The organism is Cyanobacterium sp. HL-69, assembly GCA_002813895.1.
In the GTDB taxonomy this organism is placed as follows: Bacteria; Cyanobacteriota; Cyanobacteriia; order Cyanobacteriales; family Cyanobacteriaceae; genus Cyanobacterium.
The window spans coordinates 2,653,718-2,680,336 of record CP024912.1; the positions used below are offsets into that span (position 1 = coordinate 2,653,718).

At 36.7% G+C, this 26,619-nt stretch carries 16 protein-coding genes and 2 pseudogenes; 8 read left to right on the top strand and 10 right to left on the bottom strand.

Annotated features, from left to right (window positions below; all coding sequences use genetic code 11):
• The first annotated feature begins 80 nt into the window (after positions 1-80).
• The 3 genes from smc to AA637_RS12330 all read left to right on the top strand — a co-directional run bounded on the left by smc (position 81) and on the right by AA637_RS12330 (position 5,895).
• On the top strand, positions 81-3,713 hold the full coding sequence (smc, locus tag AA637_RS12320) for a chromosome segregation protein SMC (RefSeq protein ID WP_446683005.1): 3,633 nt from the start codon (positions 81-83) through the stop codon (positions 3,711-3,713).
• Between the two features lie 76 nt (positions 3,714-3,789).
• Positions 3,790-4,668, top strand: coding sequence for a mechanosensitive ion channel family protein (locus tag AA637_RS12325; protein ID WP_446683006.1), 879 nt, complete (start codon positions 3,790-3,792; stop codon positions 4,666-4,668).
• 165 nt (positions 4,669-4,833) lie between these two features.
• Positions 4,834-5,895, top strand: coding sequence for an IS4 family transposase (locus AA637_RS12330; protein WP_446683007.1), 1,062 nt, complete (start codon positions 4,834-4,836; stop codon positions 5,893-5,895).
• A 308-nt stretch (positions 5,896-6,203) separates the two neighbouring features.
• On the opposite strand, the gene bchD is transcribed toward AA637_RS12330, so the two are convergent.
• From bchD to AA637_RS12355, 5 genes are all read right to left on the bottom strand, one after another.
• Positions 6,204-8,246: a magnesium chelatase ATPase subunit D gene (bchD, locus tag AA637_RS12335; protein ID WP_446683008.1), complete on the bottom strand. Its 2,043-nt coding sequence runs from the start codon at positions 8,244-8,246 to the stop codon at positions 6,204-6,206.
• 270 nt (positions 8,247-8,516) lie between these two features.
• A complete protein-coding gene (locus AA637_RS12340) occupies positions 8,517-8,912 on the bottom strand; it encodes a toxin-antitoxin system TumE family protein (RefSeq protein WP_446683009.1) in 396 nt (131 codons plus the stop codon).
• A gap of 2 nt (positions 8,913-8,914) precedes the next feature.
• Positions 8,915-9,235 carry a hypothetical protein gene (locus AA637_RS12345; protein ID WP_446683010.1) on the bottom strand — a complete coding sequence of 107 codons (321 nt, stop codon included), beginning with the start codon at positions 9,233-9,235 and terminating at the stop codon, positions 8,915-8,917.
• Positions 9,236-9,406: 171 nt separating this feature from the next.
• On the bottom strand, positions 9,407-11,026 hold the full coding sequence (locus tag AA637_RS12350; RefSeq protein ID WP_446683011.1) for a bifunctional serine/threonine-protein kinase/formylglycine-generating enzyme family protein: 1,620 nt from the start codon (positions 11,024-11,026) through the stop codon (positions 9,407-9,409).
• Between the two features lie 74 nt (positions 11,027-11,100).
• Positions 11,101-11,271 (bottom strand): hypothetical protein, encoded by a 171-nt coding sequence (locus tag AA637_RS12355; RefSeq protein WP_446684619.1) that lies wholly within the window; start codon positions 11,269-11,271, stop codon positions 11,101-11,103.
• Positions 11,272-11,434: 163 nt separating this feature from the next.
• On the opposite strand from AA637_RS12355, the gene cax reads away from it, so the two are divergent.
• Positions 11,435-12,523: a calcium/proton exchanger gene (gene cax, locus AA637_RS12360; RefSeq protein ID WP_446683012.1), complete on the top strand. Its 1,089-nt coding sequence runs from the start codon at positions 11,435-11,437 to the stop codon at positions 12,521-12,523.
• Positions 12,524-12,753: 230 nt separating this feature from the next.
• Positions 12,754-14,046 carry an ATP-binding protein gene (locus AA637_RS12365; RefSeq protein ID WP_446683013.1) on the top strand — a complete coding sequence of 431 codons (1,293 nt, stop codon included), beginning with the start codon at positions 12,754-12,756 and terminating at the stop codon, positions 14,044-14,046.
• Positions 14,047-14,165: 119 nt separating this feature from the next.
• Here the strand turns inward: AA637_RS12365 and AA637_RS12370 are convergent, their stop codons facing one another.
• On the bottom strand, positions 14,166-15,560 hold the full coding sequence (locus AA637_RS12370; RefSeq protein WP_446683014.1) for a ferredoxin:protochlorophyllide reductase (ATP-dependent) subunit N: 1,395 nt from the start codon (positions 15,558-15,560) through the stop codon (positions 14,166-14,168).
• 220 nt (positions 15,561-15,780) lie between these two features.
• The gene (bchL, locus tag AA637_RS12375) at positions 15,781-16,653 is read right to left on the bottom strand and encodes a ferredoxin:protochlorophyllide reductase (ATP-dependent) iron-sulfur ATP-binding protein (protein ID WP_446683015.1); all 873 of its coding nucleotides are present in this window, start codon (positions 16,651-16,653) and stop codon (positions 15,781-15,783) included.
• A 753-nt stretch (positions 16,654-17,406) separates the two neighbouring features.
• Between bchL and AA637_RS12380 the strand changes: the two are divergent.
• Positions 17,407-18,355 (top strand): annotated as a pseudogene (locus AA637_RS12380) (IS630 family transposase).
• A gap of 175 nt (positions 18,356-18,530) precedes the next feature.
• On the opposite strand, the pseudogene AA637_RS12385 reads toward AA637_RS12380, so the two are convergent.
• The 3 genes and pseudogenes from AA637_RS12385 to amt all read right to left on the bottom strand — a co-directional run bounded on the left by AA637_RS12385 (position 18,531) and on the right by amt (position 23,841).
• Positions 18,531-19,378, bottom strand: a pseudogene (locus AA637_RS12385) (IS630 family transposase).
• 192 nt (positions 19,379-19,570) lie between these two features.
• Complete coding sequence (locus tag AA637_RS12390; RefSeq protein ID WP_446683016.1) at positions 19,571-20,986, bottom strand: diguanylate cyclase; 1,416 nt, start codon at positions 20,984-20,986, stop codon at positions 19,571-19,573.
• Between the two features lie 29 nt (positions 20,987-21,015).
• Entirely contained in the window at positions 21,016-23,841 is a 2,826-nt protein-coding gene (amt, locus tag AA637_RS12395) for an ammonium transporter (RefSeq protein ID WP_446683017.1), read from the bottom strand.
• A 185-nt stretch (positions 23,842-24,026) separates the two neighbouring features.
• Between amt and AA637_RS12400 the strand changes: the two genes are divergently transcribed.
• Positions 24,027-25,010 (top strand): pyruvate dehydrogenase complex E1 component subunit beta, encoded by a 984-nt coding sequence (locus tag AA637_RS12400; protein WP_446683018.1) that lies wholly within the window; start codon positions 24,027-24,029, stop codon positions 25,008-25,010.
• 152 nt (positions 25,011-25,162) lie between these two features.
• Entirely contained in the window at positions 25,163-26,581 is a 1,419-nt protein-coding gene (gene secD, locus AA637_RS12405) for a protein translocase subunit SecD (RefSeq protein ID WP_069791337.1), read from the top strand.
• Positions 26,582-26,619: the final 38 nt, after the last annotated feature.

Here is a 26,619-nt window from a genome sequence, read left to right on the forward strand (position 1 = left end):
AATAATTACTAAATAATATTCTTATTTTAAAGCCTAATTAAATCTGTTATAAATATAGTAAATTCACTAAATCCTGAGCAATGGTATATGTTAAACGAGTAGAATTATCTAAGTTTAAATCATTTGGCGGTAGTAACGCCGTTCCTTTTTTACCTGGTTTTACCGTCATTTCTGGACCCAATGGCTCTGGAAAGTCTAACATATTAGATGCTCTTTTATTTTGTCTTGGTTTGGCAAGTTCCAAGGGAATGCGCGCCGACAGGTTACCTGATTTAATTAACAATAGTCAAAAAAGTAATAATAAGACTTTAGAAACTATCGTTTCTGTAACTTTTGATGTGTCTGATTTTGATGATTTAGATAGTTTTGAAGCACAAAATAATGAGGAAGAGAAAGAGAGTAATATTGATTTAAAATCTTTAACAGAATTAAAAATTACCCGTCGTTTAAGGGTTACAAAAAAAGGGAGTTATGCTTCTACTTTTTATGTAAATGATCAACCTTGTACGGCTACAGAATTACAAACTCAATTAAACCGTTTACGGATTTATCCTGAAGGTTATAACGTGGTATTGCAGGGGGATGTGACTCGCATTATCACCATGAATGTGAAGGAGAGAAGGGAGATAATTGACGAGTTGGCAGGGGTGGCAGAATTTGATCGTAAAATTAATCAAACTAAGTCCACTTTGGATGCGGTAAAGCAGAGGGAAGAAAAGTGTCATATTATTACCCAAGAGTTATCGGCTTATGGGGAAAAGTTACAAGAAGATTCGCAAAAGGCGGCTAAATATCAGAAATTAAAAGCGAAAATTCAAGAGAAGCAACAATGGGCTATTGTTATTAATTGGCGTTATCTTCAAGAGAAAGAAAATCAGCTTAATCAGGAGATAATTAGGTTAGAAAATGAGCAAGAAAATAAACAACAGGAATTAATTTTAATTACGGAAAAAAGTGCGATCGCCCTTAACCGTTTAGAGGAACTAAATCAGGAAGTAAAAGCATTAGGAGAAGAGGAACAAATTTCTATCGCTTCTAAACTTGCTACCCAAAAAGCCAAACGACAACAGCTACATCAAAGACAAGAAGAATTACATAAAATCTCTCAAGAAACTATAGTTAATCAAAAAAAAAGTAAAGCTAGTCAACAGGAATATCAACAACAATTAGTTACCCTTAATCAACAAAAAGAAGAACTAGAAAACAATCAAATTCCGAAGCTAGAAAATGATAAAAATAACTTAAAACAAACCCTTGAAACATTAAAACAATCTGCCCAACAAATAGCTTCCCAATCTCAAGCATGGGTAGAAAAGCAAACAGCCTTAAACCAAGAAATTAATCACATTCAAAACCAATTAAATCCCCAATTAACCCAAAAAGCATTATTAGAAGAACGTTGTCAACAACTACAAACTACCATCAAAAATGATAACGAACAATTAGCCTATTTAGAAGCCCAAATTAATCATCAATTTCACTCACAAACCGACTTTGAACAAGACATAAAGGCGATCGCCCTTACCATCGAAAACCTTACCCAAAAACTAACCAACTTTGAACAAGAAATCACCCTCAACCAAGAAACCGTCAACCGTTTGTTAATCGAACAACGAGAAAAACAAAGACAACTAGACAAACTAGAAGCCACCAAACAAGCCCAACAAGAAGCCCAAGGCACCTATGCCAGTAAAATAATTCTCAACTCCGACTTACCAGGGGTATGCGGCTTAGTAGCCCAACTAGGACAAGTGGAAACCGTCTATCAACTCGCCCTCGAAATTTGTGCAGGGGGAAGACTAGGCTTTATCGTAGTCGAAGATGACTCCATCGCCGCAGCAGGAATAAAACTTCTCAAAGAAAAAAAAGCAGGAAGAGCAACCTTCCTTCCCCTCAACAAAATTAAAGCCCCTCGAATCCATCAAATAGGTGGCATCCAATATGCCCAAGGGTACATCGACTTAGCCGTTAACCTCATCACTTGCGAGGATAAACATTACCCTATTTTCGCCTATGTTTTCGGTAATACCATGGTATTTTCCGACCTAGAATCCGCCCGTAGCTTTATTGGTCAACAAAGAATCGTTACCCTCGATGGGGAGTTATTAGAAGCCACTGGGGCGATGACTGGGGGTAGTATTAACAAGCGCAACTCACTTCATTTCGGCACTGCCATCAATACTGATTCTGCTGAAGTAGATATGTTGTACAAACGTATTCAGGAAATTGAAGACATAATTATCCAGCTTAACCTTAAAATAACTGAAAAAAGGCAAAAAATCAAGGACTTCACCGAAGAGCTAAATCAAGGAAGACAAAATAAGCAGAAAAAACAACTGGATTTTGAACAATGGCAAAAAGAAAATAATCGTTTAGAAACAGAAAAAGAAAAAATAATCACTAACAATGCTCAAAATTATCAACAGTTAGTTGACGGAAAACAAGAGTTAACAAACCTAGAGCAAAATATTCCTTTATTGCAAAATAAATTGACCGAAAAACAAGCTCAATTAAAAGAATTAGAGTCTAGTTATGACAATCAAGAATGGCAAAAGTTACAAGTACAAATTCAAAATCAAGAATTACAATTAGAGGAACAACAAAACCTAATTAATAAAGCTCAAAAAACATTACAATCTTTAATCAATCAATGTATAGATATAGAGTTAAAACACACTCAGAATCAAGAAAAATTAGCTAGTCTTATTGAAGCTCAAGAACAAACAGCCACTGAAACTAAAGATAATCAACAAAAGTTAAACCAGTTAGAGCAAGAAATTAAAAATTATGAAACTCAATTCCAAGAACTAGCTCAAAAATTAGCAACGATAAAAAAAGCTAGGGATACCCAAGAAAAAGAACTGAAAAAGTTAGAAAATCAGCAACAACAACTTAGCTGGAATTTAGAAAAATTATTATTACAACATCAAGAAAGCCAAACTAAATTAACAGAATTAAAAACTCAATTAGAAGAAATTACCCCAGATTTACCTAATCCTTTACCTGATATTCCCTACTTGATTAATAAAGAAGGAGAAGACAGTAAAATTGTTTTTGATAACTTACAAGAACAACTAGAGCAAATTAATAAAGAAATTCGTAACGGACAAAAAAGACTAGAAGCCCTCGAACCTGTGAATATGTTAGCCCTAGAAGAGTATGAAAAAAACCAAGAAAGACTCAAAGAATTATCCGATAAACTGGCAACTTTAGAAGGAGAAAGAACTGAATTATTATTACGAGTAGAAAATTTTACTACCCTCAGATTAAGAGCATTTAAAGAAGCCTTTACTGCTGTAAATGAAAACTTTAAAACTATTTTTGCCACCCTTTCGGAAGGGGATGGTTACTTAAAATTAGAAGATGAAAATAATCCTTTTAATGGTGGCTTAACCCTCGTTGCTCACCCCAAGGGAAAACCCGTCACCCGCTTAAGTTCCATGTCTGGGGGAGAAAAATCTTTGACCGCCCTAAGTTTTATTTTCGCTTTGCAAAGATACCGCCCTTCTCCCTTTTATGCCTTCGATGAAGTAGATATGTTTTTGGATGGGGCAAACGTAGAAAAACTCTCAAAAATGATTCAACAACAAGCAAAATTAGCTCAATTTATTGTGGTGAGTTTACGTCGCCCCATGATTGAAGCCTCCGAGCGCACCATAGGCGTAACTCAAGCCAGGGGGGCTTATACTCAAGTATTGGGGATAAAATTGTAATAAAAATTTAAGTATCTTTTTGATTTTGCCGTGATATAAATAGATGATCACTTAAAGAAATAATCAGCTATCAAAAATGTTAACAAAATTTTGGTTGTTGCAGTTACCCGTTGACGAAATTCAAGTAGAAAGAGTCAACGTTTTTTTACAAACCATTAAAGAACAACTTGCCAATTTTGGTATTAAATTAGTAGGAGCAATTTTGCTCTGGATTGTCGGTCAATGGTTAATTAATAAAGGAGTTAAATTATTATCTCGCCTGTTAAAAAGACAGAATATTGATATAACCTTAATCGCCTATTTAAGTAACTTTATCATCGTTGCCCTAAAAATCATCCTCATTGTGGCGATTTTAGGCTATTTTGGCATCGAAACCACCTCTTTTGCGGCCCTACTCGCCGCCGCTGGTATCGCCATTGGTGCCGCTTGGGGAGGGCTTTTAGCCAACTTTGCAGCGGGAGTCTTTTTAATTCTATTTACTCCTTTTGCGGTAGGTGATTTTATCTCAGCGGCGGGGGTAACTGGTACAGTGGACGAGATTGGTTTATTTGTCACCACCATTAACACCCCTGATAATGTTAAAACCATTGTGGGTAATAACAGCATCTTTTCTGATAACATTCAAAATTATTCGGCTAACCCTTATCGTCGTGTGGATTTAGTTGCCCAATTAAATCATAATGCCGATCATCAAGAAGCCATTGCTTTGTTAAAACAAAAACTTCCCACCATTGCCAATGTAATTGATGCACCCGCACCCACGGTGGAGATTTTGGAATTTAATTTAGCTGGCCCTGTTTTAGCTGTACGTCCTTATTGTAATAATGACCATTATTGGCAAGTCTATTTTGACACGAACAAACTAATCCGAGAAACCTTTGGAGAGGCTGGTTATCCGATTCCTGAACAACATTACGCCGTAAGAGGGTTTGAAAAAGTAAGTTCCCATGGATAAGAGGTATTAAGTGTTAGGTTAAAATCTCTGTAATATCAATTATTAGGATAATATTGGTTTTCACAATTAAATCTCAGTACAGAACAAAAAAATAAAAAGAGGGGTTGCAATATTAGAAGGTAGGAGGTTTGATAGAAATTAACAAAAAATCAAACAAATCCTCCTATGAATCAGGTTAACTTACTTCGTGATAGTTTGAAAAAACATTTACCATGGCACGGTGCAAGACTAAATTTTCTAGCATTATTTTTGATGGCATTGATTCGTGTGCGAACCGTTGATTTAACAAGTCTTTCCTTAGCTTTTCGTACCTGTGCTAAACCAGAATCGAGCTATAAGAGACTTCAACGATTTTTTGCTAATTTTAACCTTGATTTGAGTCTAATTGCTAAAACCATAGTTTCCTTGATGAATATACCTCAACCATGGGTTTTAAGTATTGACCGAACACAATGGTGTTTTGGCTCTACTTGTTTTAATATTTTTGTTTTGGGTATTGTTCATAAGGGTGTTGCTTTTCCCATCACTTGGACAATGTTAGAAAAGAAAGGTAATTCTAACAGTTGTGAAAGAATGGATTTATTGGATCAATTCTGGGAGATTTTTCCCACAGCTCAAGTATCCTATATTTGTGGTGATAGAGAGTTTATCGGTAAGGAATGGTTGACTTATCTAATGATTGAACCTCAAATTCCTTTTCGTTTGAGGATTAAAGCAGATCATAAGATTGGTGATGGGCAAAAAAGTCTGGCCTCATCAATTCTTTTTGCTCATCTTCGAATGGGGGAATCTCAAACTCTTTCAGGTAAACGTTGGGTTTGGGGAAGACAAGTTTATGTGTCTGCTTTACGTTTAGAAGATGGGGAGTTACTAATTGTAATTAGCAATGACTCTGGGAAGAGTGCAATTGCTGATTACGCTCATCGATGGAGCATTGAAACACTATTCGGGATGTTTAAAACCAGAGGATTTCATTTAGAATCTACTCATTTTAATCAGCCAGAAAGACTAAGTAAATTGTTCGCATTAATGAGTTTAGCTCTGTGTTGGGCAATTTTAATAGGAGAATGGTTACATGAACAGATACCATTAAAAATCAAAAAACATGGTCGGCGAGTAAAAAGTATTTTTCGTTATGGACTCGACCATCTAAGAATGATCTTTCTTGACATCGATCTAAAACAGAATGAATTTATAAGATGTTTAAATTTTTTGTCCTGTACTTAGGTAAATATTTAAAATATTCGTAGTTACGCACATCAAAAAACAAGGTAGAGTAGGCAGAACAATAATCATCAATGACCGGCACCGTGTCCATGGGATTTCTAGGTAAATGTTTTCTAATTTGCTGAGCTACATCCATTGCTGTGAGTACCTTTAATTTTTATTATTATTCTACATTTTTATTCCTCTTTTCGGAAAGTGACAAAAAAGGGATATAATAGCTTTCTGGTCAATTATATCCGTCATTTCATCTAATTTACTGTTCGCTTTTTGTGGTGGATAACACGAATATTATCCACCGCATAAATAAACTACTTCATATCAGAAATAGCACCTTTAGCCATATTGGCGATCGCCTGATCCGTTGCTTTAGGTAGCTGATAATAAGTACCCCCTGCGGTTTTTGCCAACTCCTTACCAAAACCAGTGGAGACAAACTTCTTCTCCGTGTCGATTACCAACAACTTCATGCCCACACCTCGAATTTTGGCAGCAATTTCCAGTAACTCCGCCTTAATATCAGGCTTTTCCCCTTCAGGGATTTCATCCCCCAAAGAACGAGCGAGGGGAATATTCCCCCGTCCATCGGTAATAGCCACAATTACCACCTGTCCAATATCCCCAGACATTTGGGCATTCATCCCCACATGAACCGCTTGGGTAAGGGCATGGGATAGGGGCGAACCACCGCCACAGGGGAGGGTTTCTAGGCGTAAACGAGCGAGGGTAATAGAACGGGTGGGGGGTAACAATACATCCGCCTGTTCTCCTCGGAAGGGAATCAGAGCCACCTGATCTCGATTTTCGTAGGCTTCGGTAAGAAGACGCATTACAGCACCCTTTGCCGACTGCATTCGATTGAGAGCCATAGAACCTGACGCATCCACCACAAAGACGATTAAAGCCCCTGCTTTGCGTACGAGACGTTTTGACCTCAAATCACTCCGTTCCACGATGACACGGCGATCTGGATAGCGTTCTCGGCGACTTTTTTGGTAGGGTGCAGAGGCTCTGAGGGTGGCATCTACGGCAATGCGGGTAACTTTACCCTTGGGTAACATGGGTTTGATATAGCGCCCCCTATCGTCGGAAAAGATCATATTACGAGCGCCCGATTTTCCTTGTCGTTGCATCTGTTGGGCAAAATAAAGCACACTGGGATCTAAGATTACCCCTTCTACATCAAAGACAAATTCTTCTGGAATTTGGGGTGCTTCCTGTTCGTCCTGATTATCCTCATTTTGTTTATCTTCCTCTTGCTCATCCTGATTATCTTGTTCTTCCTCTCCTTCATCCCCTTGATCTTGAGATTGGGGCGGTGGTGGTGGTGGGGGGGGTTGCATCTGATCTTCGGGGGGTTGCTGTTGTATCATGGTAGAGCGGGGTACGATGACCAACTCTACAGCTTTACGCAGATCATCAGCACTGACATTATTCCTCCCCTCAAGGGCGGCCGCCGCCATGGCTACCCTCACGGCAAAAATTTCGGCTCTATGTCCTTCTACAACACCTCTGACGGCTTCTTGGACGAGGTATTGAACTTGTTCGGTGCTGATGCTTACTTCTTTAATCCATTCCCTTGCTAGGATAATTTCCGTGCGTAGAGCGTCCATATCTTCGTCATACTGTTGCAGGAATTTAATAGGGGAAGAAGCATAGTCGATAACTTGATCTACTGCTTGGACTCTTTCATCCAATGCCAATACTCCATCGGCACTAAGGGCGATCGCAATGCGGTCTAGTAAATGTTCCCGTAATGCTCCTTCTTCGGGGTTGTAGGTAGCAATCAAGAGGGGGCGACAAGGGTGAGAAAAACTAATCCCCTCCCTTTCAATCTGATTTCTACCATCGGTTAATACCGTCAAAAGTTGGTTAGCAATTTGTTCATCAAGGAGGTTCAATTCATCGATATATAAAACCCCTCGATGGGCTTTGGCTAACAACCCCGGTTGGAATATTGGTTCACCCTGTTTAACTGATTCTTCCACATCCACCGAACCCAAAAGCCTATCTTCCGTGGCATTGAGGGGAATTTGCACGAAAGGTGCAGCGATAACTTCTGTGGGAATTTCTTCCCTAGGGGTATCACCATATTTTTCAAGGGTTTCGTTATCCCATTCATCTCGGTTATCGGGATTACAGTTAAAGCGACTGCCTTTGATAACTTCGATGGGGGGTAAAAGGGAGTGAACACCTCTTGCCATGACCGATTTGGCTGTACCTCGTTTACCGGCGATCGCAATTCCCCCCAAAGCAGGGTCAACCGCCGCCAAAAGTAGGGCGGTTTTAATAGCTTGTTGTCCGATAACTGCCGTTAAAGGAAAATTTATATCTTTAGTAGTTAATGTTGGCATTAATATAAGTAATAACTATAATTGCAATGTTACTCAAACCTATATTTTACCGTACATTGGTGATTGACTTGCTTTGTTGCTGATTGAGTATCCAAAATTTTCAAGGATTTTTTTGCCAAAATTCATTAGCTGAAGAATGACCAAGTATATATTCTACTACTCTAATTTTGTGGGTTAATTCAGAAAGAATGAAGTTAACTTTTTATTCTCAAGTAAAATCAATTTAATAACATTTTTTAGGCTTTACTTTGCTTCTCCAAATAATTGCAGTTAATTATTCTTTTTTAAAATTTTTTGTTCAATTAAGCTAATAATTTCTATGGTACTTCTCAATTTACTTGGTTTGACTATAGACTCATCACTAATATGAACATGATGAGGGAAATTAGCTAAATCAGGAAAATGTTTAACATTGTCCCATCTTTTTATCAGCTTTTCTTTATTCACATTCATCCACTGATAGCGATAATCTGCTGATATACACTGTTTATTCTCTATTTTAAAAAACTCTGCGACTTCCAGAAAATCTCCGTTCTTCAGTGTAATCTTAGCTCTAAAATAACCTTGATCTTGGATAGCTTTTTCTTTAACTATTTCTACTGTCTCAATTATTTTACTTGTATTTAATATTTCCTTGATTTTATTAATATAATTTTGACTAATCATTTTTATAACTGAGATTGAAGTAGATTTAATCTCTCGTGCAATGAATGCCACATTTGATAGTATGCTTTCCATTCGACAAAATCTATATCATCACCTAAAATTCCTTTTTCAAACTGTTCATAAAATTGCTCCGATGACATTTTATATTGTTGTTCAAATGCTTTTAAATCAATCTTTATATCTTTAATTTGTTGCTCAATATTGTCAATTTCTGTCAAAAAAATGTTTCTCAGTGCAGAAATAAAGGTATCACTATAGGAACCTTCTTGAGAGATATTAGTTAGGATTTGAAGTTGATTGAGTATCTTTTCTTGAGTAGCCATTTTTCTGTTACCTTTTTGAATTGTAAGTTAATTAAATTACTATCTAGTTATCCGTATTTTAGCTATATTAGTAATGATTTTATAGAATAATTATTATGTTTAATGAATGGAAATTAGTGGGCAGTGCATTGCCCTACGTTATTGAGAGGGAAAAGAATCAACAATTAATGGCTACCCCTGAAAAATAATACGAAAACCGATTATATTGCTAATCACCATATGCACATAATAAGATTTACGACGTGCAGAGGATCTGCATTGCTTGGATCGGCTATACCACGAGCCACCACGCATTATTTTATGAAGCGGAGCCGATTTATGAAGCCAAGACGATTTATGAAGCCAAGACGATTTATGAAGCCAAACACTACCATCAGTAGGAGCATTTCTATAGTTATCATGCCAAGTATCAGCGCACCATTCCCAGATGTTACCGTGCATATCGTATAAACCAAAGCCATTAGGCGGAAAACTTCCCACAGGAGTTGTTTGTTTACGGTATTGGTCTTTTTTCCCGTTACCATAGGCATAAGTAGCATCATAATTGGCTAAATCATCACTAAGGGTTTCTCCAAAATAAAAGGGTGTCGTTGTACCTGCACGACAAGCATATTCCCATTGTGCTTCGCTAGGTAATTGGTATTGTTTTCCCATTTTTTTTGATAGTTGCTGACAAAATAAGTTTGCCATAATCCAAGAAACAGAGTCCACAGGGTTATTATGATGCCCTTTAAACCAAGAAGGATTTTCTCCTCCCATAATGGCTTGATATTGAGCTTGAGTAATGGGATATTTTGCCATATAAAAGGCTTCTAAATTTACTCGATGCTGAGGATACTCAGACTCATAAGCACCCTTCTCCTCAGTATTAGCTCCCATCAAAAAAGTACCAGCAGGGATATAAACCATTTCTAAGTTAACTCCATTACCCAAGTTTTCCACAAAATCTTTGCCTTCATTGACAGAGATTGCAGGGGATTGATTACCAGATAAAGCGTTTAAAACTTGTGATGCTGTCCATCTTTGCCTTCTTTCCTTCTGTAAACAACCCTCGACAATGGGCTTAAATTCACTGGGTAAAGGAGGAATTTTTATGTTTCCTTTCATCACCTGCCCCATCAACTTATGATTGTTATTCTCAAAATTATAGGGTAATTCATCGGTGAGCATTTCCACTAACATAATACCCAATGACCACATATCCCAAGCAGAAGAAATTTCACCATCGAAGGCTTCAGGAGGCATATAAACGATAGTACCTGCGGTGTTGATAGTTTGAGTATAACTGTTATTATTTAACTGACGAATTAGCCCAAAATCCGATAATTTCCATTGTTGATTTACAGAGAGAATATTGGCAGGTTTTAAGTCACGATGCACTCGACTATTTTCATGGAGAAATGTTAAACCTCTGGCTACTTGTATCGTAATGTCTTTGACGGTATCTGTTGTTAATTTGCCTATGGTAATTTTTTCATCTAAACTACCATTCGCCAATTCCATAGCTAAATACAGCATTTCGGTATTAAAAAATTCACATTCACCGACACCATAAGAACGAATTAAGTAGGGATGTTCTAATGCTCTGGCGGTTAATAATTCTTGTAATTGCTCATCACTACTTTCGGGAATAATTTTGATAGCAACTTCTTTAACGGGGGTATTGCGCACCATTTCACTAGCTTGAAAAACTCCCCCAAAGCCACCGACACCAATAAATTTATCGAGACGATAAGAGCCTATTTTTTGCCCCACTATTCCCCATAACATCTTCTCTAAAATAGGATTCATCTCGTTTAATCTGACTGTTGCAATTACACTTTATTTTTAGTTTAGCTAAAGTTTGTTCATGGTTTACGTTAAGTTTAATTGCCCTTTCTTGCCACAACTGATTTGGCTGTACCTCGCTTACCTGCGATCGCCACTCCCCCCAAACCAGGATCAACGGCGGCCAAGAGCAAAGCCGTTTTGATGGCTTGTTGTCCGATAACTGCCGTTAAAGGAAAATTTATATCTTTAGTGGTTAAAGTTGGCATTAATAATTAATATAGCTTTTTAAAATGGTCACTTTTAATCTATCAAACGTATATCTTACCGTACATTCGCCATGGATCACGGAAACATGAAGGGAACAATAACTTTTTGATCTTTTCTCCTAAAAACAAACTATCATTTCATGGACGTAAATTGAATAAAGCCATGAATAAAAAAAATCTGATATTCGGTACTCTTTTAATTTTTATACCCATGTCCATTGCTGGTCATTTCCTCCATTGGGGAGAAACCTTCATTTTTATCACCGCAGCCTTAGCTATTATTCCTTTAGCGGCTTTTATGGGGGAAGCCACCGAAGAAATTGCGGTAGTTGTAGGCCCTAATTTGGGGGGATTACTAAATGCCACCTTTGGTAATGCGACGGAATTAATTTTGGCTTTTATTGCCCTCAAAAGTGGTTTAGTGGCCGTGGTAAAAGCAACCCTAACAGGTTCTATTATTGGCAACTTACTATTGGTAATGGGTTTTTCTATGCTGTTGGGCGGACTACGCTTCAAGGAACAAAATTTTCAACCCACCACTGCTCGTTTAAATGCTTCTGTGATGAATTTAGCTGTCATTGCGATTTTACTACCTACAGCGGTGCAATATACATCGACGGGTATAGAATCGATTACCCTACAAAAATTATCGGTAGCAGTGGCAATAGTATTAATTCTCGTTTATTTGCTTACATTACTTTTTTCTATGAAAACCCATTCCTATCTTTATGATGTGGGCATAGCTGAAAATGAGGAGGAAGGAGAAGAAGCTTATCAACCTAATCTATGGTTATGGATAGGAGTTTTATTAATTGTAACAGTGGGCGTGGCGATCGAGTCAGAGTTGTTGGTAGAATCTTTGGAAGTTGCTACGGCAGATTTAGGATTGCCCACTCTGTTTACAGGGGTGATCTTTTTGCCTATTATTGGTAATGCAGCAGAACACGCCACGGCAGTAACGGTTGCCATGAAGGATAAAATGGATTTATCTGTATCCGTTGCCCTCGGTTCTAGTTTACAGATTGCTTTATTTGTTGCTCCTGTATTGGTCATTGCTGGATGGTTTATGGGGCAACCTATGGATTTGAATTTTAATCCCTTTGAATTAGTTGCGGTTATGGTATCAGTATTAATTGCTAATTCTATTAGCTCTGATGGTAATTCTAATTGGTTAGAAGGGGCTTTACTTTTGGCTACCTATGCGGTGGTTTCTCTTGCTTTCTTTTATCATCCTGCCATTGAAGGATTATAAATTTTTTTTATCGAGGAGTTGGGAAAGTTGGCAATTTTGACCTTAAATAAGATATTCATTAATCATAAATATCTTAGATGAAGAGGTTAGTTTTGTGGTAATTTTTGATTTAATTCAGTTAATACAAGTACCGTAAGGATTTCCCACCTTCGATACTTCTCTCATCATATTTTTGTCAATAAATGATTTAGGATTACTATATATTTATTTCTTTATTCTTAATCATTTACATGATCCAGTTTCTGTTTGGTTTAGTTATCGGATTAAGTTTTTTTTTCTGGAAACAACGTCAAGTTGATAAGCAGTTAAATAATGTTCTCCACTCCTTATCTAACTTTGAACAAATTCCATCTTTATCAAAAGTTAGTCAAGTGAGAAGAACTGTTAATTTATTAAATGAAGATTATACTTTATTACTCAATGAACGAGATTTATTTAAACAAATTCTTGATAAAGCTCCATTTGGCTATCTTAGAATAGATGCAGACAATCATTTAATTGAATGTAATAAACAAGCTAAAAAATTACTTTTTATTCAACGATGGAATCCAGAAAAGTCAAGACTTTTTTTAGAGTTAGTTCGATCTTATGAACTAGATCAATTAATTCAACAGGCGAGAAAAACAGCTCATAAATTAAGTATTAAATGGAGTTTTTTCCCTACTTCTAATTATATTTTAGATGATGCAAATATTAATAATAATATTGAAAGTTATGAACCTATTTTTTTAAAGGCGATCGCCCTCCCTGTAGAAGATGATCAAGTAATTATAATTATTGAAAATAGACAAATAATTAAGGAATTATCCCAAAAAAGAGAACAGGCTTACACTGATTTGAGTCATGAATTAAGAACTCCCCTTACATCTATGTCTTTGTTAGCCGAAACACTAATTAAGCATAATGAAAACAATAATAAAATTTGGGCAGAGCAAATTTATCAAGAAATTAACCGCCTCATTAACCTTGTAGAAAATTGGTTGAAAATTGCTCAATTAGATGGAAATCCTTATGATAATTTACAATGGCAAAAATTAGATTTACAGCAATTAATTATTTCTGCTTGGCAATCTTTAGCAATTTTAGCAGAAAAAGAACAAATTTCTTTAGAATATAAAGGACTAGAAAATTTAATTATTGGCGCTGATTTAAACTGCTTAACTCAGGTTTTTGTAAACTTATTTGACAATAGCATTAAACATACGGGTACCAATGGCAGGATTACTGTTAATGTCACAGAATCAAACCTAGATCAGCCAATAATAACTATTGATGTCATAGATAATGGTAATGGTTTTAACCCTAAAGATTTACCTCATATTTTTGAAAGACTTTACCGTGGCGATAAATCTAGGGCAAGAACATCGAGAGAGGGCAGTGGACTCGGTTTGAGCATTGTGAAACAGATTATTAATGCCCACGGCGGTTCTATTTCCGCTCAAAATCACCCCACAACTAAAGGGGCTTGGTTTCAGATATGTTTCCCTAAAAATCTTTCGAAGACAGAAGAATCATTACTATAATCTGATTTCAAGATAACAAAAAAACAAATACTAACCTACTAAAAATGCTAAATGGCGAAGTTACAGGAATTGAGATTTAGAAGATAAAATCGAATGGTGGGCAATGCCCACCCTACAGATTAACTTTTAACCAATTTATCCCAGCCTAAGTCCTTCAGATTATTATTACGACGTAGAGGACGAGTTACCAACTCTAAAATATCACGGGCGTTAGTAAAACCATGGATTTGAGCAAAGGTAAATTCTACTGACCATTTTGTACTAATTCCTCTCGCTTCCAAAGGATTAGCGTGCGCCATACCCGTAATTACTAAATCAGGCTGTAACTTGTTAATTCGTTGTAACTGATTGTAGTTATCAGGCTTTTCCACAATGGTAGGTACATCAACCCCCATCTCATGACAGGTTTGAGCGAGGAAATCTAGTTCTGCTTTTTGGTAACGTTTATCCATGTAGGGGATACCAATTTCATGAACTTTCATACCGCATCGGGTGAGGAAACGGGCGAGGGATACTTCTAAGAGATTATCACCCATGAAAAATACTGATTTACCTTTCACTAAATCGACATAATCTTGTAAATTTTCCCAGATTTGGGCTTCTCTCTCATCCAAGCCCTGAGTCTCAACCCCAAGCACAGAACAAATTTTTTCTATCCATGCCCTAGTGCCATCGGGCCCAATGGGGAAGGGGGCGCCGATGAGTTTACATTTACGCCGACGCATCAGGGTTGTGGCGGTGCGACTGAGGAAGGGATTAACACCTGCTACATAGTAGCCTTCTTCGATGACTGGTAATTCGGTATAGCGTTTGGCAGGTAGCCATCCATCAATTTTCACCCCTTGTTTTTTCAATTCTAAGGTTAAATTGGTGACAACGGGATCTGGTAATGAGCCAAATAATACTAAAGGATGATGTTGTTTATATTCGTTTTCGGTGGCGGTGTCTTCTTTTTTCTTACCAAAGTTTAATAGTTTTTGGATGCCGTTGCGTTCTTCTTTTTCTTCTGTGTTAACTTCTGCTTCTTTGGGGCAACGATTCGCCATGGATGCGAGGACGGTATCTTCTCCTTGGGTAAAGGCATAGTCTAAGCCATTGGCACGGGCAACCACGATGGGGATGCCGATTTCGGCTTCTAGTTTGGGGGCGATACCTTCTAAGTCCATTTTGATGATTTCTGTGGTACAAGTACCAATCCACACTATAACGGATGGATTGCGATCGCGCTTAATTTGTTCACAAAGTCTTCTCAACTCATTGTAATCATTAAGTTGTGCTGAAATATCACCCTCTTCCAACTCCGCCATGGCGTAACGAGGTTCAGCAAAAATCATCACTCCCATGGCATTTTGCAAGAAATAACCGCAGGTTTTTGTTCCGATGACGAGGAAAAAACTATCCTCAATTTTTTGATATAACCATGCCACACAACTGATGGGGCAAAAGGTGTGATAATTTCCTGTTTCACATTCAAAGTTTAATTCTGGGGTAACAGGTGCTTGTGCTAATGTCATTTTTATTTACTCCTATGTATAGATTTTTGTGTAGGTAGGCAATGGGGAATAGGCAATAGTAGATGACCCTAAATATAGGGTTTATTATTAAGGTTGGTATTTTTCAAGTTCCCCCTCTCCCCTTTTAAGGGGAGATACCAAAGGCAGAGGGGTAGGGATTTAGGGAGTAAAACCCATAATCTAAGAAAGTTTTATTATTCATTCTCAATTATCAATTAACTTAAACCATCATCAAATCAAGCTCATCAACTTCTTGCTTAGGTGCATCTTCGGGGGGATTGAGATAATAATCAGAAAGTAAAGTAAATAAATCTCTGTCTTGGGCTTCACTAGGCACAACCCCCTCTGGCATTGCCAAAATTTGATCGGCAATATTGAGATAATAATCGCATACATAACTTAAACTAGGATCTTTTTCGGTCATTTCAAACAAGGTTTTACCCTTAACCCTTGATACCCGTATATCTTCAATGAGGGGTAATACTTCCAATACAGGCATGGCTACATGGGAGATGTATTTATCAATTAAATCTCTTTTTGAGGTACGATTACCGATCAAACCCGCTAGGCGTAAAGTGTGGGTACGCGCTTTTTCTCTGACGGAGGCGGCGATACGATTGGCGGCAAATAAGGCATCAAAACCATTATCGGTGACAATGAGACAATAATCAGCATAGTTAAGGGGCGCTGCAAAACCACCGCAAACAACGTCTCCCAATACATCAAACAAAATTACATCATACTCATCAAAAGCGTTCAATTCTTTAAGCAGTTTGACAGTTTCACCCACTACATAACCACCACAACCTGCGCCTGCAGGAGGGCCTCCTGCTTCGACACAATCCACCCCTGCATAACCTTTATAAATTACATCTTCGGGCCAAATGTCTTCATAATGAAAATCTTTTTCTTGGAGGGTGTCAATAATAGTGGGAATTAAAAACCCTGTCAGGGTAAAGGTGCTATCGTGTTTCGGGTCGCAACCTATTTGTAGTACTTTTTTTCCTCTTTTGGCTAGGGCTGTGGAAATATTACAGCTGGTGGTGGATTTACCGATACCGCCTTTTCCGTAAACTGCTAATGTCAATGTCATTTTGTCAAACTCCAGAATTTTGCTCTGTTTGCATTATTGACTAATTTTTTATTTTTAACAGGATAGTTTGTATCGTAATTGCCTTTAAAAGAGATTAAAAGTTTTTTTGAGCTTAATAAAGACGTTTAATGTTGTTAAAAATCTCTTTAATCTTAAGTAAATGATTTAATTAAGTTTTTTATTTATAAAATACTATAATTACTACCAAAAGCAAAAAATATAATCAAAAATATGTAAAATAACTTATTATGTTGAAAAGGTATATGGATAAAGGTTTTTGGCTTTTTTAAAATTTAGTATCATCATAACGGTTTGGTTTTGTTTATAATTAATTAAGATTGACCTTGTAACCTTTTGATTAATAGGCTTTTTGAGTGTTTACTGGGTTAATATTTTGGAATTATGATAGGTTTTCTCAAACGGAATGTTAACATTTGCTACGATTTGATTTTTAGATGGGAAAAATGCGTATAAATACTCAGACTGTTACCAAGGTATTAAGAATTCTAACGATTACCACTGTCCCTTTATCGATGATTGTTTATTTGTTGAGAGGTTTGGGGTTACTTGGTTTTTTGTATGGATGGGTGGTAATTTTGTTGATTATGACAGCAATATTTAGTTCTATTTTCTTTTTCATCGAAAAAACTTATTACTAAATCAAATAACTGATGTTACGCAAAAATATAGCATTTACTGAAGTTATGAGGTACAGTAAAGTTAAGTATTTTTAAAATTAAAGTTAATCAGAAAATGAAATCTTATTCCAAGGATTTTAGAGAAAAGATTATAGAGGTACGTGAGCAAGAAAAAATATCGATTCGAGGATTAGCAGCTCGTTTTTGTGTAGCTAAAAGTTTCATCCAGAAAATTGTCAAACAGTATCAAGAAACAGGGGACATATCTCCTCGTCCAAGGGGAGGAGGTAAAAAGCCGAAAGTGTCCTCAGAAGATTTAATCATTCTTGAAGAAATTATTGAGCAAAATAATGATTGTACATTAAGAGAATTATGTGCCTTATTAGAGTTAAAAACAGGAATAACCGTTAGTACGTCTACAATGAATAGACTCTGTGGAAAATTAAACTTAACCGTCAAAAAAAACCTTGCACGCTACAGAAAAACACAGCCAGAGAGTTCAATTAAAACGTTGTGAATATTGGAATTAAATTAGACACATCAAAGAAGAAGACCTAATATTTATCGATGAATCGGGAGTAAATTTAGCCCTAGTAAGATTATATGCTCGAAGTTTGAAAGGGGAAAGAGCTAAAGGAGAAAAACCACAAAAAAGAGGGAAAAATGTTTCCATATTAGGTGCTTTATCATTAAAGGGAGTCATAGCTTCGATGAATATATATGGTTCAGTAGATGGATTAACATTTGAGGCTTTCATCATCACCCAACTAATTCCGAAACTATGGAAAGGAGCTTGTGTTGTCATGGATAATGCTAAAATTCATTTGGGAAAAATCATTAGACAAGAAATAGAAAAGGTAGGGGCAAAGTTAGTTTATTTATCACCATACTCTCCAGATTTTTCCCCCATTGAAAATTTTTGGTCTAAGGTCAAAGCAATATTAAAAAAAATATCTCCTCGAACAAATTTTGATTTAGTTCAGGCTATTGATTTAGCAATGGAAAAAGTAACAGAAAAAGATATTCACCATTGGTTTACTCATTGCTGTTACTGTACCTCATAACTCAGGGAAACGCTATATAATTAGTTTGAGATGTTAAAAACGTTAGATGTTCATATTGTGTTTGTACACGTGGTGGGTAAGGGGCTAGGAGGGCTAGGAGTTGGGCAAGGGGCTTAAGCCCCTTATTAAAATTTACAGATAAAACTTATAGTCAATCAAAATAAGACTGAGACATTTAGCTAGTACAATAATTACAAATTATTTCATATAAAGTTATTGTACTATTGCTATACATTTTTGCTCTTTTTAAAGCACTAAAATCGTGTTCAATATCATTTAAATCTGGTGAATAAGTTGGTAAAAACATTACTAGATGACCTGCTTCTTCTACTAATTCTTTTATCATATTTTTTCGGTGGATTGGTGCATTATCCATTATTAGTATTGAAAATTGTTTTAGTGATGGTAATAAATACATTTTTAGCCATGATTCAACACTTTCTGCATTTAAACTTCCTGTAAAGATCATTGGAGCAATAAAATCTTTTTCTTTCTTTCTTCTTCCTGCTACTAAATTTTCTCTTTTTCCTCGTTTTCCTTGTTTCTCATCATAAATTTTTTTTCCTTTTTTTGACCACCCATAAATGCAAGTACTTATTTCCTCAAATCCTGACTCATCAATAAATACCATACTCTTACTTCCGTATTTTTTGACTAATTCTCTTAATTTTTGTAAGTATTCTATTCTTTGTTTTCTATTTCTTTCTCTATAACGTAACTGTTTTTTTTTCTTGTTATGTTCATTTTTTTGAATGCATGAGATATTGCTGACATTGTTACTCCAAATTTTTTCGCTCTATCTATTAATTTATCATCTGGATTTTTCACTACATCTTCATATAGTGCTGATTTATCTAATTTTCTTTGACGAGTTTTGACCACTGTTGGTCTTAAATCTTTTCTATTCAACCATCTATATATTGATGCTCTTGATATTCCAAATATTCTCGATGCTTTTGTTACGTTACCTCTATTTTCTACATAGTCAATTACTTTTTGTCTTAATTCTATATCATGGGGCATTATACTTAAATATAAAAATAATTACTTCATCCATTATTTTACCCTTGATTGGTTCATACTTAAGTAAAGTGACTATAACTTATAAATGAGTGCGTAACGTCAGTCAAATAATAGAGTTATTAAATTTCATTACTTTAAGTGGAGTTACAATTTTATTGTTGTTTTTTCTACCTTTGCTAGGTTGATGGTTTTTTAAAGAGGGTTTAATGTATCGGCGACGACTCTGTTACGACCATTTTTTTTTGCTTTGTATAATGCTTTGTCTGCACTGTTAAGCAAATCTTCGGGAGAATAGTTGCAGGAAGGGGTGACGGTGGCAACTCCTAAACTGAGGGTGATATACTGACTAATTTTTGATTTGTGGTGGACAAGATGAGCGTTTTCTACTTCTGTTTTAATGGTGTTGGCAATGATGAGGGCGCCTTGGGATGGTGTGTTGGGCAAAATGATGGCAAATTCTTCTCCTCCATATCTTGCTAAAAAATCCGATGACCTTTTTGCAATGGTATCCATGATACTGGCGACGGTTTTAAGACATTTATCCCCTGCTTGATGTCCATAGAAGTCGTTATATAGTTTAAAGTAATCTACGTCACACAATATTAATGATAAAGGTTTTTGGGCGCGATCGCACCTAAACCATTCATTTTTGAGACGAAAATCAAAGCTCTGTCGGTTATAGACATTTGTTAAACTATCGATAGTTGCTAGTCTATTTAATTTTAATTCCAAATTTTTTCGAGCGGTAATATCTCGAATAGTAATGGAAAAACCATCTCCTAATTTAACAGCGGTAATGTGAAACCAATTTTTCTTTCTATTATGAACGAGCTTAATATCTTTTTTGATGATACTATCATTTTCTACCACTTTCACAAGATATTTTAGTAAATCATATTTTTTTTTATTAATAAATTCTTTAAAAAGTAATTTATCGATTAAATTTTCTGTTTTTAAATTAAAAAAGTTAGCTGTAATAGGATTAACTAAAACACAACGAAAATCCTCAATTTCCCCTGTTTTATCATTTCTTACTGCTTCAAGGGCTGCAATACCATCAAGGGAAGAATTAAGAATACTAAAAATAAAAGCCCGTGATTGAGACAAAATTAATTCAGCTTCTTTTCTTTGTTTAATTTCTTCTTCTAATTTCTGCTGCTTAATTTGTAATAATTTTTTGTCTTTTTCTAATAGTCTTTTTTGAGCTTGAATGGTTAATTGACTATTTATTCTGGCTAAAACTTCTTCCTCTTGAAATGGTTTTGTTATATAGTCAACTGCTCCTATTTCAAAGGCTTTTATTTTATCAAAAACATCGTTTAAAGCACTAATAAATATTACAGGAATGTGCTGAGTAAGAGGATTCGATTTTAGTTTTTGACACACTTCATAACCATGCATAATGGGCATCAAAATATCAAGCAAAATTAAATCAGGCGGATTTGATAGAGCCGCCATAAGGGCGGTTTCTCCATCTTGGGCTTTTTTTACCTTATACTTTTTACCCTTTAACATAGTAGCTAATACCCTTAAGTTAGCAGGTTGATCATCAACGATCAAAATACTTCCAATTAAATCATTTTCTGTTGATAGTTCATCGAAAGTCATTTTTTTAAGGGTATCGATAATAGTATATTTTAATTGATTTTTTCAATTAATTTTCTGATTTGTGATAGTTGAAAGTTATTGACTAGGTAGATTAATTTTTTAGCTAAATTTTCAAAATTTTGAGGAATTTCTGAAATTAATTCTAAAACTAAATCATCATCTAAGTCAATTACGGCTTTATATAGTTTGTCTAACCAACTAGAAGGCATTTTTTCTAATTCTTCAATGGTTAGAGGTTCATGAAATTTTGATGATGGGGCGATGGTTTCTTGTTCATAAATATATTTAATACCGAGATGTTTTGCCATGACATCAAAGATAACAGACTCTCTGAATGGTTTTCTGACAAAATCGTCACATCCAGCGGACATAACGATCGCCTTTTCTTCTTCTAGTACACTGGCAGTAAGGGCGATAATAGCGGTGGGATTTCCCCCTACACTTTTAATATACTTGGTGGCTTCATAGCCGTCCATGACAGGCATTCGCATATCCATCCAAATCAGATGAGGTTTCCACTGCTGCCAAATTGCGATCGCCTCTTGACCATTAATAGCCTCTTTTAATTCAAATCCTAAAGGTTGTAATAATTTTACTAGCAAAAGTCGGTTTACAGGGCGATCGTCAACTACTAAAATACGATATGAAGGTTGTTTGTTTTTTAAACCAATGACCCTTTTTGTATGATAAGTTTCTGATACTTCTACCTCATTAATATTAATAATTTTAGCGACAGTATCAAAATTAAAAATAGTACCTTTTCCGAGGATACTTCTAAGATTAATATCTCCTCCCATCAGCTGAACAAATTTGCGACTGATAGAAAGTCCTAACCCTGTACCTTCCTGACTATTTCTGCCCACCTCTGTTTGAATAAAGGCATCAAAAACCTTGCTAATATCCTTCTCCGCAATGCCTATTCCCGAATCTTCAATGGCAAAATCTATTCTAACATTAGGATAATCTTGATAATCTACATCATCATAAAACATAGACTGATTAACATGATTAGTATTAACTACTTTTACAGTGATTTTTACTCCTCCTTCCTCTGTAAACTTAATGGCATTATTAATAATATTAATCAAAACTTGACGTAATTTAGTTTCATCCGTACGAATATATCGAGGTACATTATCATCAATATTAAAAGTTAATTGTAGATTTTTTTCCTCTGCCTTTAAATGTAATAAATCGTCAACTTCATCAAGTAAATGATATAAGTCAATATTTTTAAGATTGAGCATCATTTTTCCAGCCTCAATCTTCGATAAATCCAAAACATTATTAATTAAATTTAAAAGATAATTACCACTACGATTAATAATACTAATATTTTCTAATTGCTCAGAATCGAGACTTTTAGAGCGCATCATAATTTGAGAAAATCCCAAAATAGCATTCATGGGAGTACGTAATTCATGGCTCATATTAGCAAGAAAAATACTTTTAGTTTTATTTGCCACCTCAGCCCTTTCCTTGGCTTGGGCTAACTCCAAATTATTCGCTTGTAATGTTTCCGTAGATTTTTCTAAACTATCGATTAATTGATTGTAACGAAAAGCAATGTGTCCTACCTCTGTAAAAGGTTCGATAGGTACTCTTAAACTCAGGTCTTGGGTTTGGGTTTGTTGATCTATGATATTCATAAGATCATAAACCTCTGTTTTTGCCTGATGCTCAGAAACATTTAACCCTGTAATTTCCTCCTCCACCGATACTCGAAGGGGAAAAAAACGATTAACCCCCGAAAGAATTAACCAACTGATTCCAAAAGCCCAGATAAAACATACCAGCGCCCCTAGTAGTTGTACTAAAAATTGATTAAAAAGAGATAACCCCGTATTTAATAATTCTGGTTTAGCAAAAAGTGCCACGGCTAAAATACCCCAAACCCCAGCAGCGCCATGGACAGCCACCGCATCCACTGCATCGTCTATATAATGATATTCTATGAAATTTTTGACTATGACCATCAAAATACCTCCCACTCCACCAATGATTACCGCCTCAGAGGTGGATATGATATGACAAGAGGCGGTGATGGACACCAAACCTGCGATCGCACCATTCATCAAGGATTCCACTTGGGGAATTTTTTCTCGATACCATGTAAAAATGCAACTACTAATCATTCCAGCTACTCCCCCCATGAGGGTATTAACTAAAATTAGAGCGACTTGGTTATTAAAGACTAAGACACTGCCCCCATTAAAACCAAACCAAGCAATCCATAACAACATTACTCCCAACACCGAAAGAGGTAAATTGGCCCCATGGATTTTATTTTTCTTTCCATCAGAGTTAAAACGTCCTGTACGAGGCCCTATAATCAATAAAGTTGCCAATCCTACCCATGCACCAACACCATGGACTACACTACAACCAGCAAAGTCGATATAACCTAATTTTCCTAACCATCCCATCATTGTGTCTAATTCAAGTCCATTCCAAACCCAATGACCAAAAAGAGGATAAATTAACCCTGAAACGAGGATGGCAATGATAATATAAGAGTCAAACCTGAGTCTCTCTGCCACGGCACCGGAAACGATGGTGGTGGCGGTACTACAAAACATGGCTTGAAAAAGGAAAAAAGCCCCTAATTCCATGTCCGTATCAACATTGAGAAAAAAGCCCTCTGTGCCTATCAATCCCAAGGAGGATGCCCCAAACATGATGGCATAGCCAAAACACCAAAAGAGGGCAACGGATATACCAAAATCAGCGAGGTTTTTGACGGCTACATTGATATTATTTTTTGAGCGAGTTAAACCCGATTCTAGGCACATAAATCCGGGTTGCATCAGAAAGACTAACCCAGCACATATCAACAGCCATTGTAAGTCTGTCATGGGGCGATTAAGTTAAAAGATAAAACCATTATAAGATGCCCTGAATAAAACGAAAATTACAGATGTGGTAATAAATTAATTGACATCCAATGAATCCCAATAATCCCTAACACCTAGTCCTTGAGAAAAGGGCAAAAAATGATAAGATTAGATCTGCTATAGCTAGAATTAATAAAGGAAAATAAATGGCAGAAACTTTGATGTTTAACGCTTTGCGTGAAGCTATTGACGAAGAAATGGCAAGAGACGAAAGCGTATTTGTCCTCGGAGAAGACGTAGGAATTTATGGTGGATCGTACAAAGTTACCAAAGGATTATACGAAAAATACGGTGAATTTAGAGTATTAGACACCCCCATCGCCGAAAACAGTTTTACTGGGATGGCTGTAGGTGCTGCCATGACAGGGTTACGCCCCGTTATTGAGGGTATGAACATGGGCTTTTTGCTCCTTGCTTTTAACCAAATTTCTAACAATGCAGGGATGATGCGCTACACCTCTGGAGGAAATTTCAAAATTCCTACGGTCATCAGAGGGCCTGGGGGTGTGGGTAGACAACTGGGGGCTGAACACTCCCAAAGACTAGAAGCCTATTTCCAAGCAGTACCTGGTTTAAAAATCGTTGCTTGTTCTACTGCGTATAATGCCAAAGGATTATTAAAATCAGCTATTAGAGACGATAACCCCGTTCTATTTTTTGAACACGTTTTATTATATAACCATAAAGAAAATCTCCCCGAACACGAATACACTCTACCTTTAGATAAAGCAGAAGTTGTCCGTAAAGGAAAAGATGTTACTATTTTGACCTATTCGAGAATGAGACACCATTGCACCCAAGCTCTCAAACAGTTGGAAAAGGAAGGTTACGATCCAGAAATTATCGATTTAATTTCTCTCAAACCCCTGGATATGGAAACCATTGGGGAGTCTATTCGTAAAACCCACAAGGTTATTATTGTGGAGGAATGTATGAAAAGTGGTGGTATTGGGGCAGAGTTGACCGCATCGATAAATGATCAACTGTTTGATGAGTTGGATGCGCCTGTGGTGCGTTTGGCTTCCCAGGATATTCCTACCCCCTATAATGGAACTTTAGAAAGATTAACCATTGTTCAACCTAATCAAATTGTAGAAGCGGTTCAAAAAATCATGAATGGTCAAATTTAAAACTCTTATTTTCTATTCATGAAGATTAGGTTTAATAATTAGGAATCAGGGACGAGGCATTAGTTAATTTATGGGATTTATTCCCGTTGCCTATTCCCCATTCCCCATTCTCAAGGATTAGCATTTAAAAAAACTTTTATTTTAATTTTATTGTGGAAAGACAAAGAGCTTTTATCATATTAATTATAGTCATGGTGGTAACGGCGATCGTCACCCTTGTAAATTTACCCCTACAGTTGGGATTAGATTTAAGGGGAGGCTCTCAGCTAACCATTCAACTACAGACCACTGATGAAGTACCAGAAATTACAGAAGATCGTCTCGAAGCCGTTAGACAAGTAATTGATAGACGGGTTAACGGATTAGGCGTTTCTGAAGCCGTGGTACAGAGTGTGGGAGAAGACCGTATTTTGGTACAACTGCCGGGGGTTGATAACCCTGAACAGGCAGAAAGAGTCCTCGGAGGTACTGCCCAGCTTGACTTTAGAACCCAAACTGATGATCCTCAAATACAGGCTCAAATTAACGTTCGTCAACAGGAATTACAACAACTTCTCGTTACTTTTCAGGAAATAGAAGATCCCGAGGAAAGGGAAAATCAGTTGAGTGTGATTGAGGAAAAACAAGAAGAACTTCGCACCCTTTCTGAAAATTTGTATGTTAGAAGTGAATTAAATGGAGAAAAATTACGCCGTGCTAGTTATCAGCCCACCCAACAACCGAACGTGTGGGAGGTGGTTTTAGAGTTTGATAATGAAGGGGGACAGTTGTTTGCAGAGTTAACCAAAGATATTGCTGGTACGGGTAGAACATTGGGAATTTTCCTTGATGGAGAGTTAATCAGCGCCCCTAGTGTCAGTGCGGAGTATGCTAGTACGGGTATTATGGGCGGTAGAGCGAGTATTTCTGGGGGTAGTCCTGGATTTACCCTTGATGGGGCTAAGGAGTTGGCTTTGCAACTGGAGGGAGGAGCTTTACCTGTGCCTGTGGAAATTGTGGAGAATCGCATTGTGGGTGCGACTTTGGGCCAAGATAGTATTCGCCGTAGTGTAATCGCTGCTTTGGCTGGGTTGGGGTTAGTTTTGGTGTATATGGCGGTTTATTATCGTCTACCGGGGATATTAGCGGATTTTGCGCTGATGATTTATGGTTTATTAACCCTCGCTTGTTTTTCCCTTGCGGGAGTAACTCTTACTTTACCAGGAATTGCGGGTTTTATCCTTAGCATTGGGATGGCGGTAGATGCTAATGTACTGATTTTTGAACGTACCCGAGAGGAGTTGAGGGCTGGTAAGACTTTATATCGCGCTGTAGAGTCGGGTTTTTCTAGGGCTTTTTCTAGTATTTTGGATAGTAATGTAACTACCCTCATCGCCTGTGCTGCTCTTTTTTGGCTCGGTGCTGGTTTAGTGCGAGGTTTTGCTCTTACCCTCGCCATTGGGGTGGTGGTAAGTATGTTTACGGCGCTTACTTGTAGTCGTACTTTCTTGTTAATTGCTGTGTTGGGATTTCCTTCTGTGCGTCAAAAACCTCAACTATTCTGTCCTGATTTGAAAACTAAAAATCCTTAAGAAAAAAGCTTTCCAAGCCGCCCTTAAAAGGGAGAGGT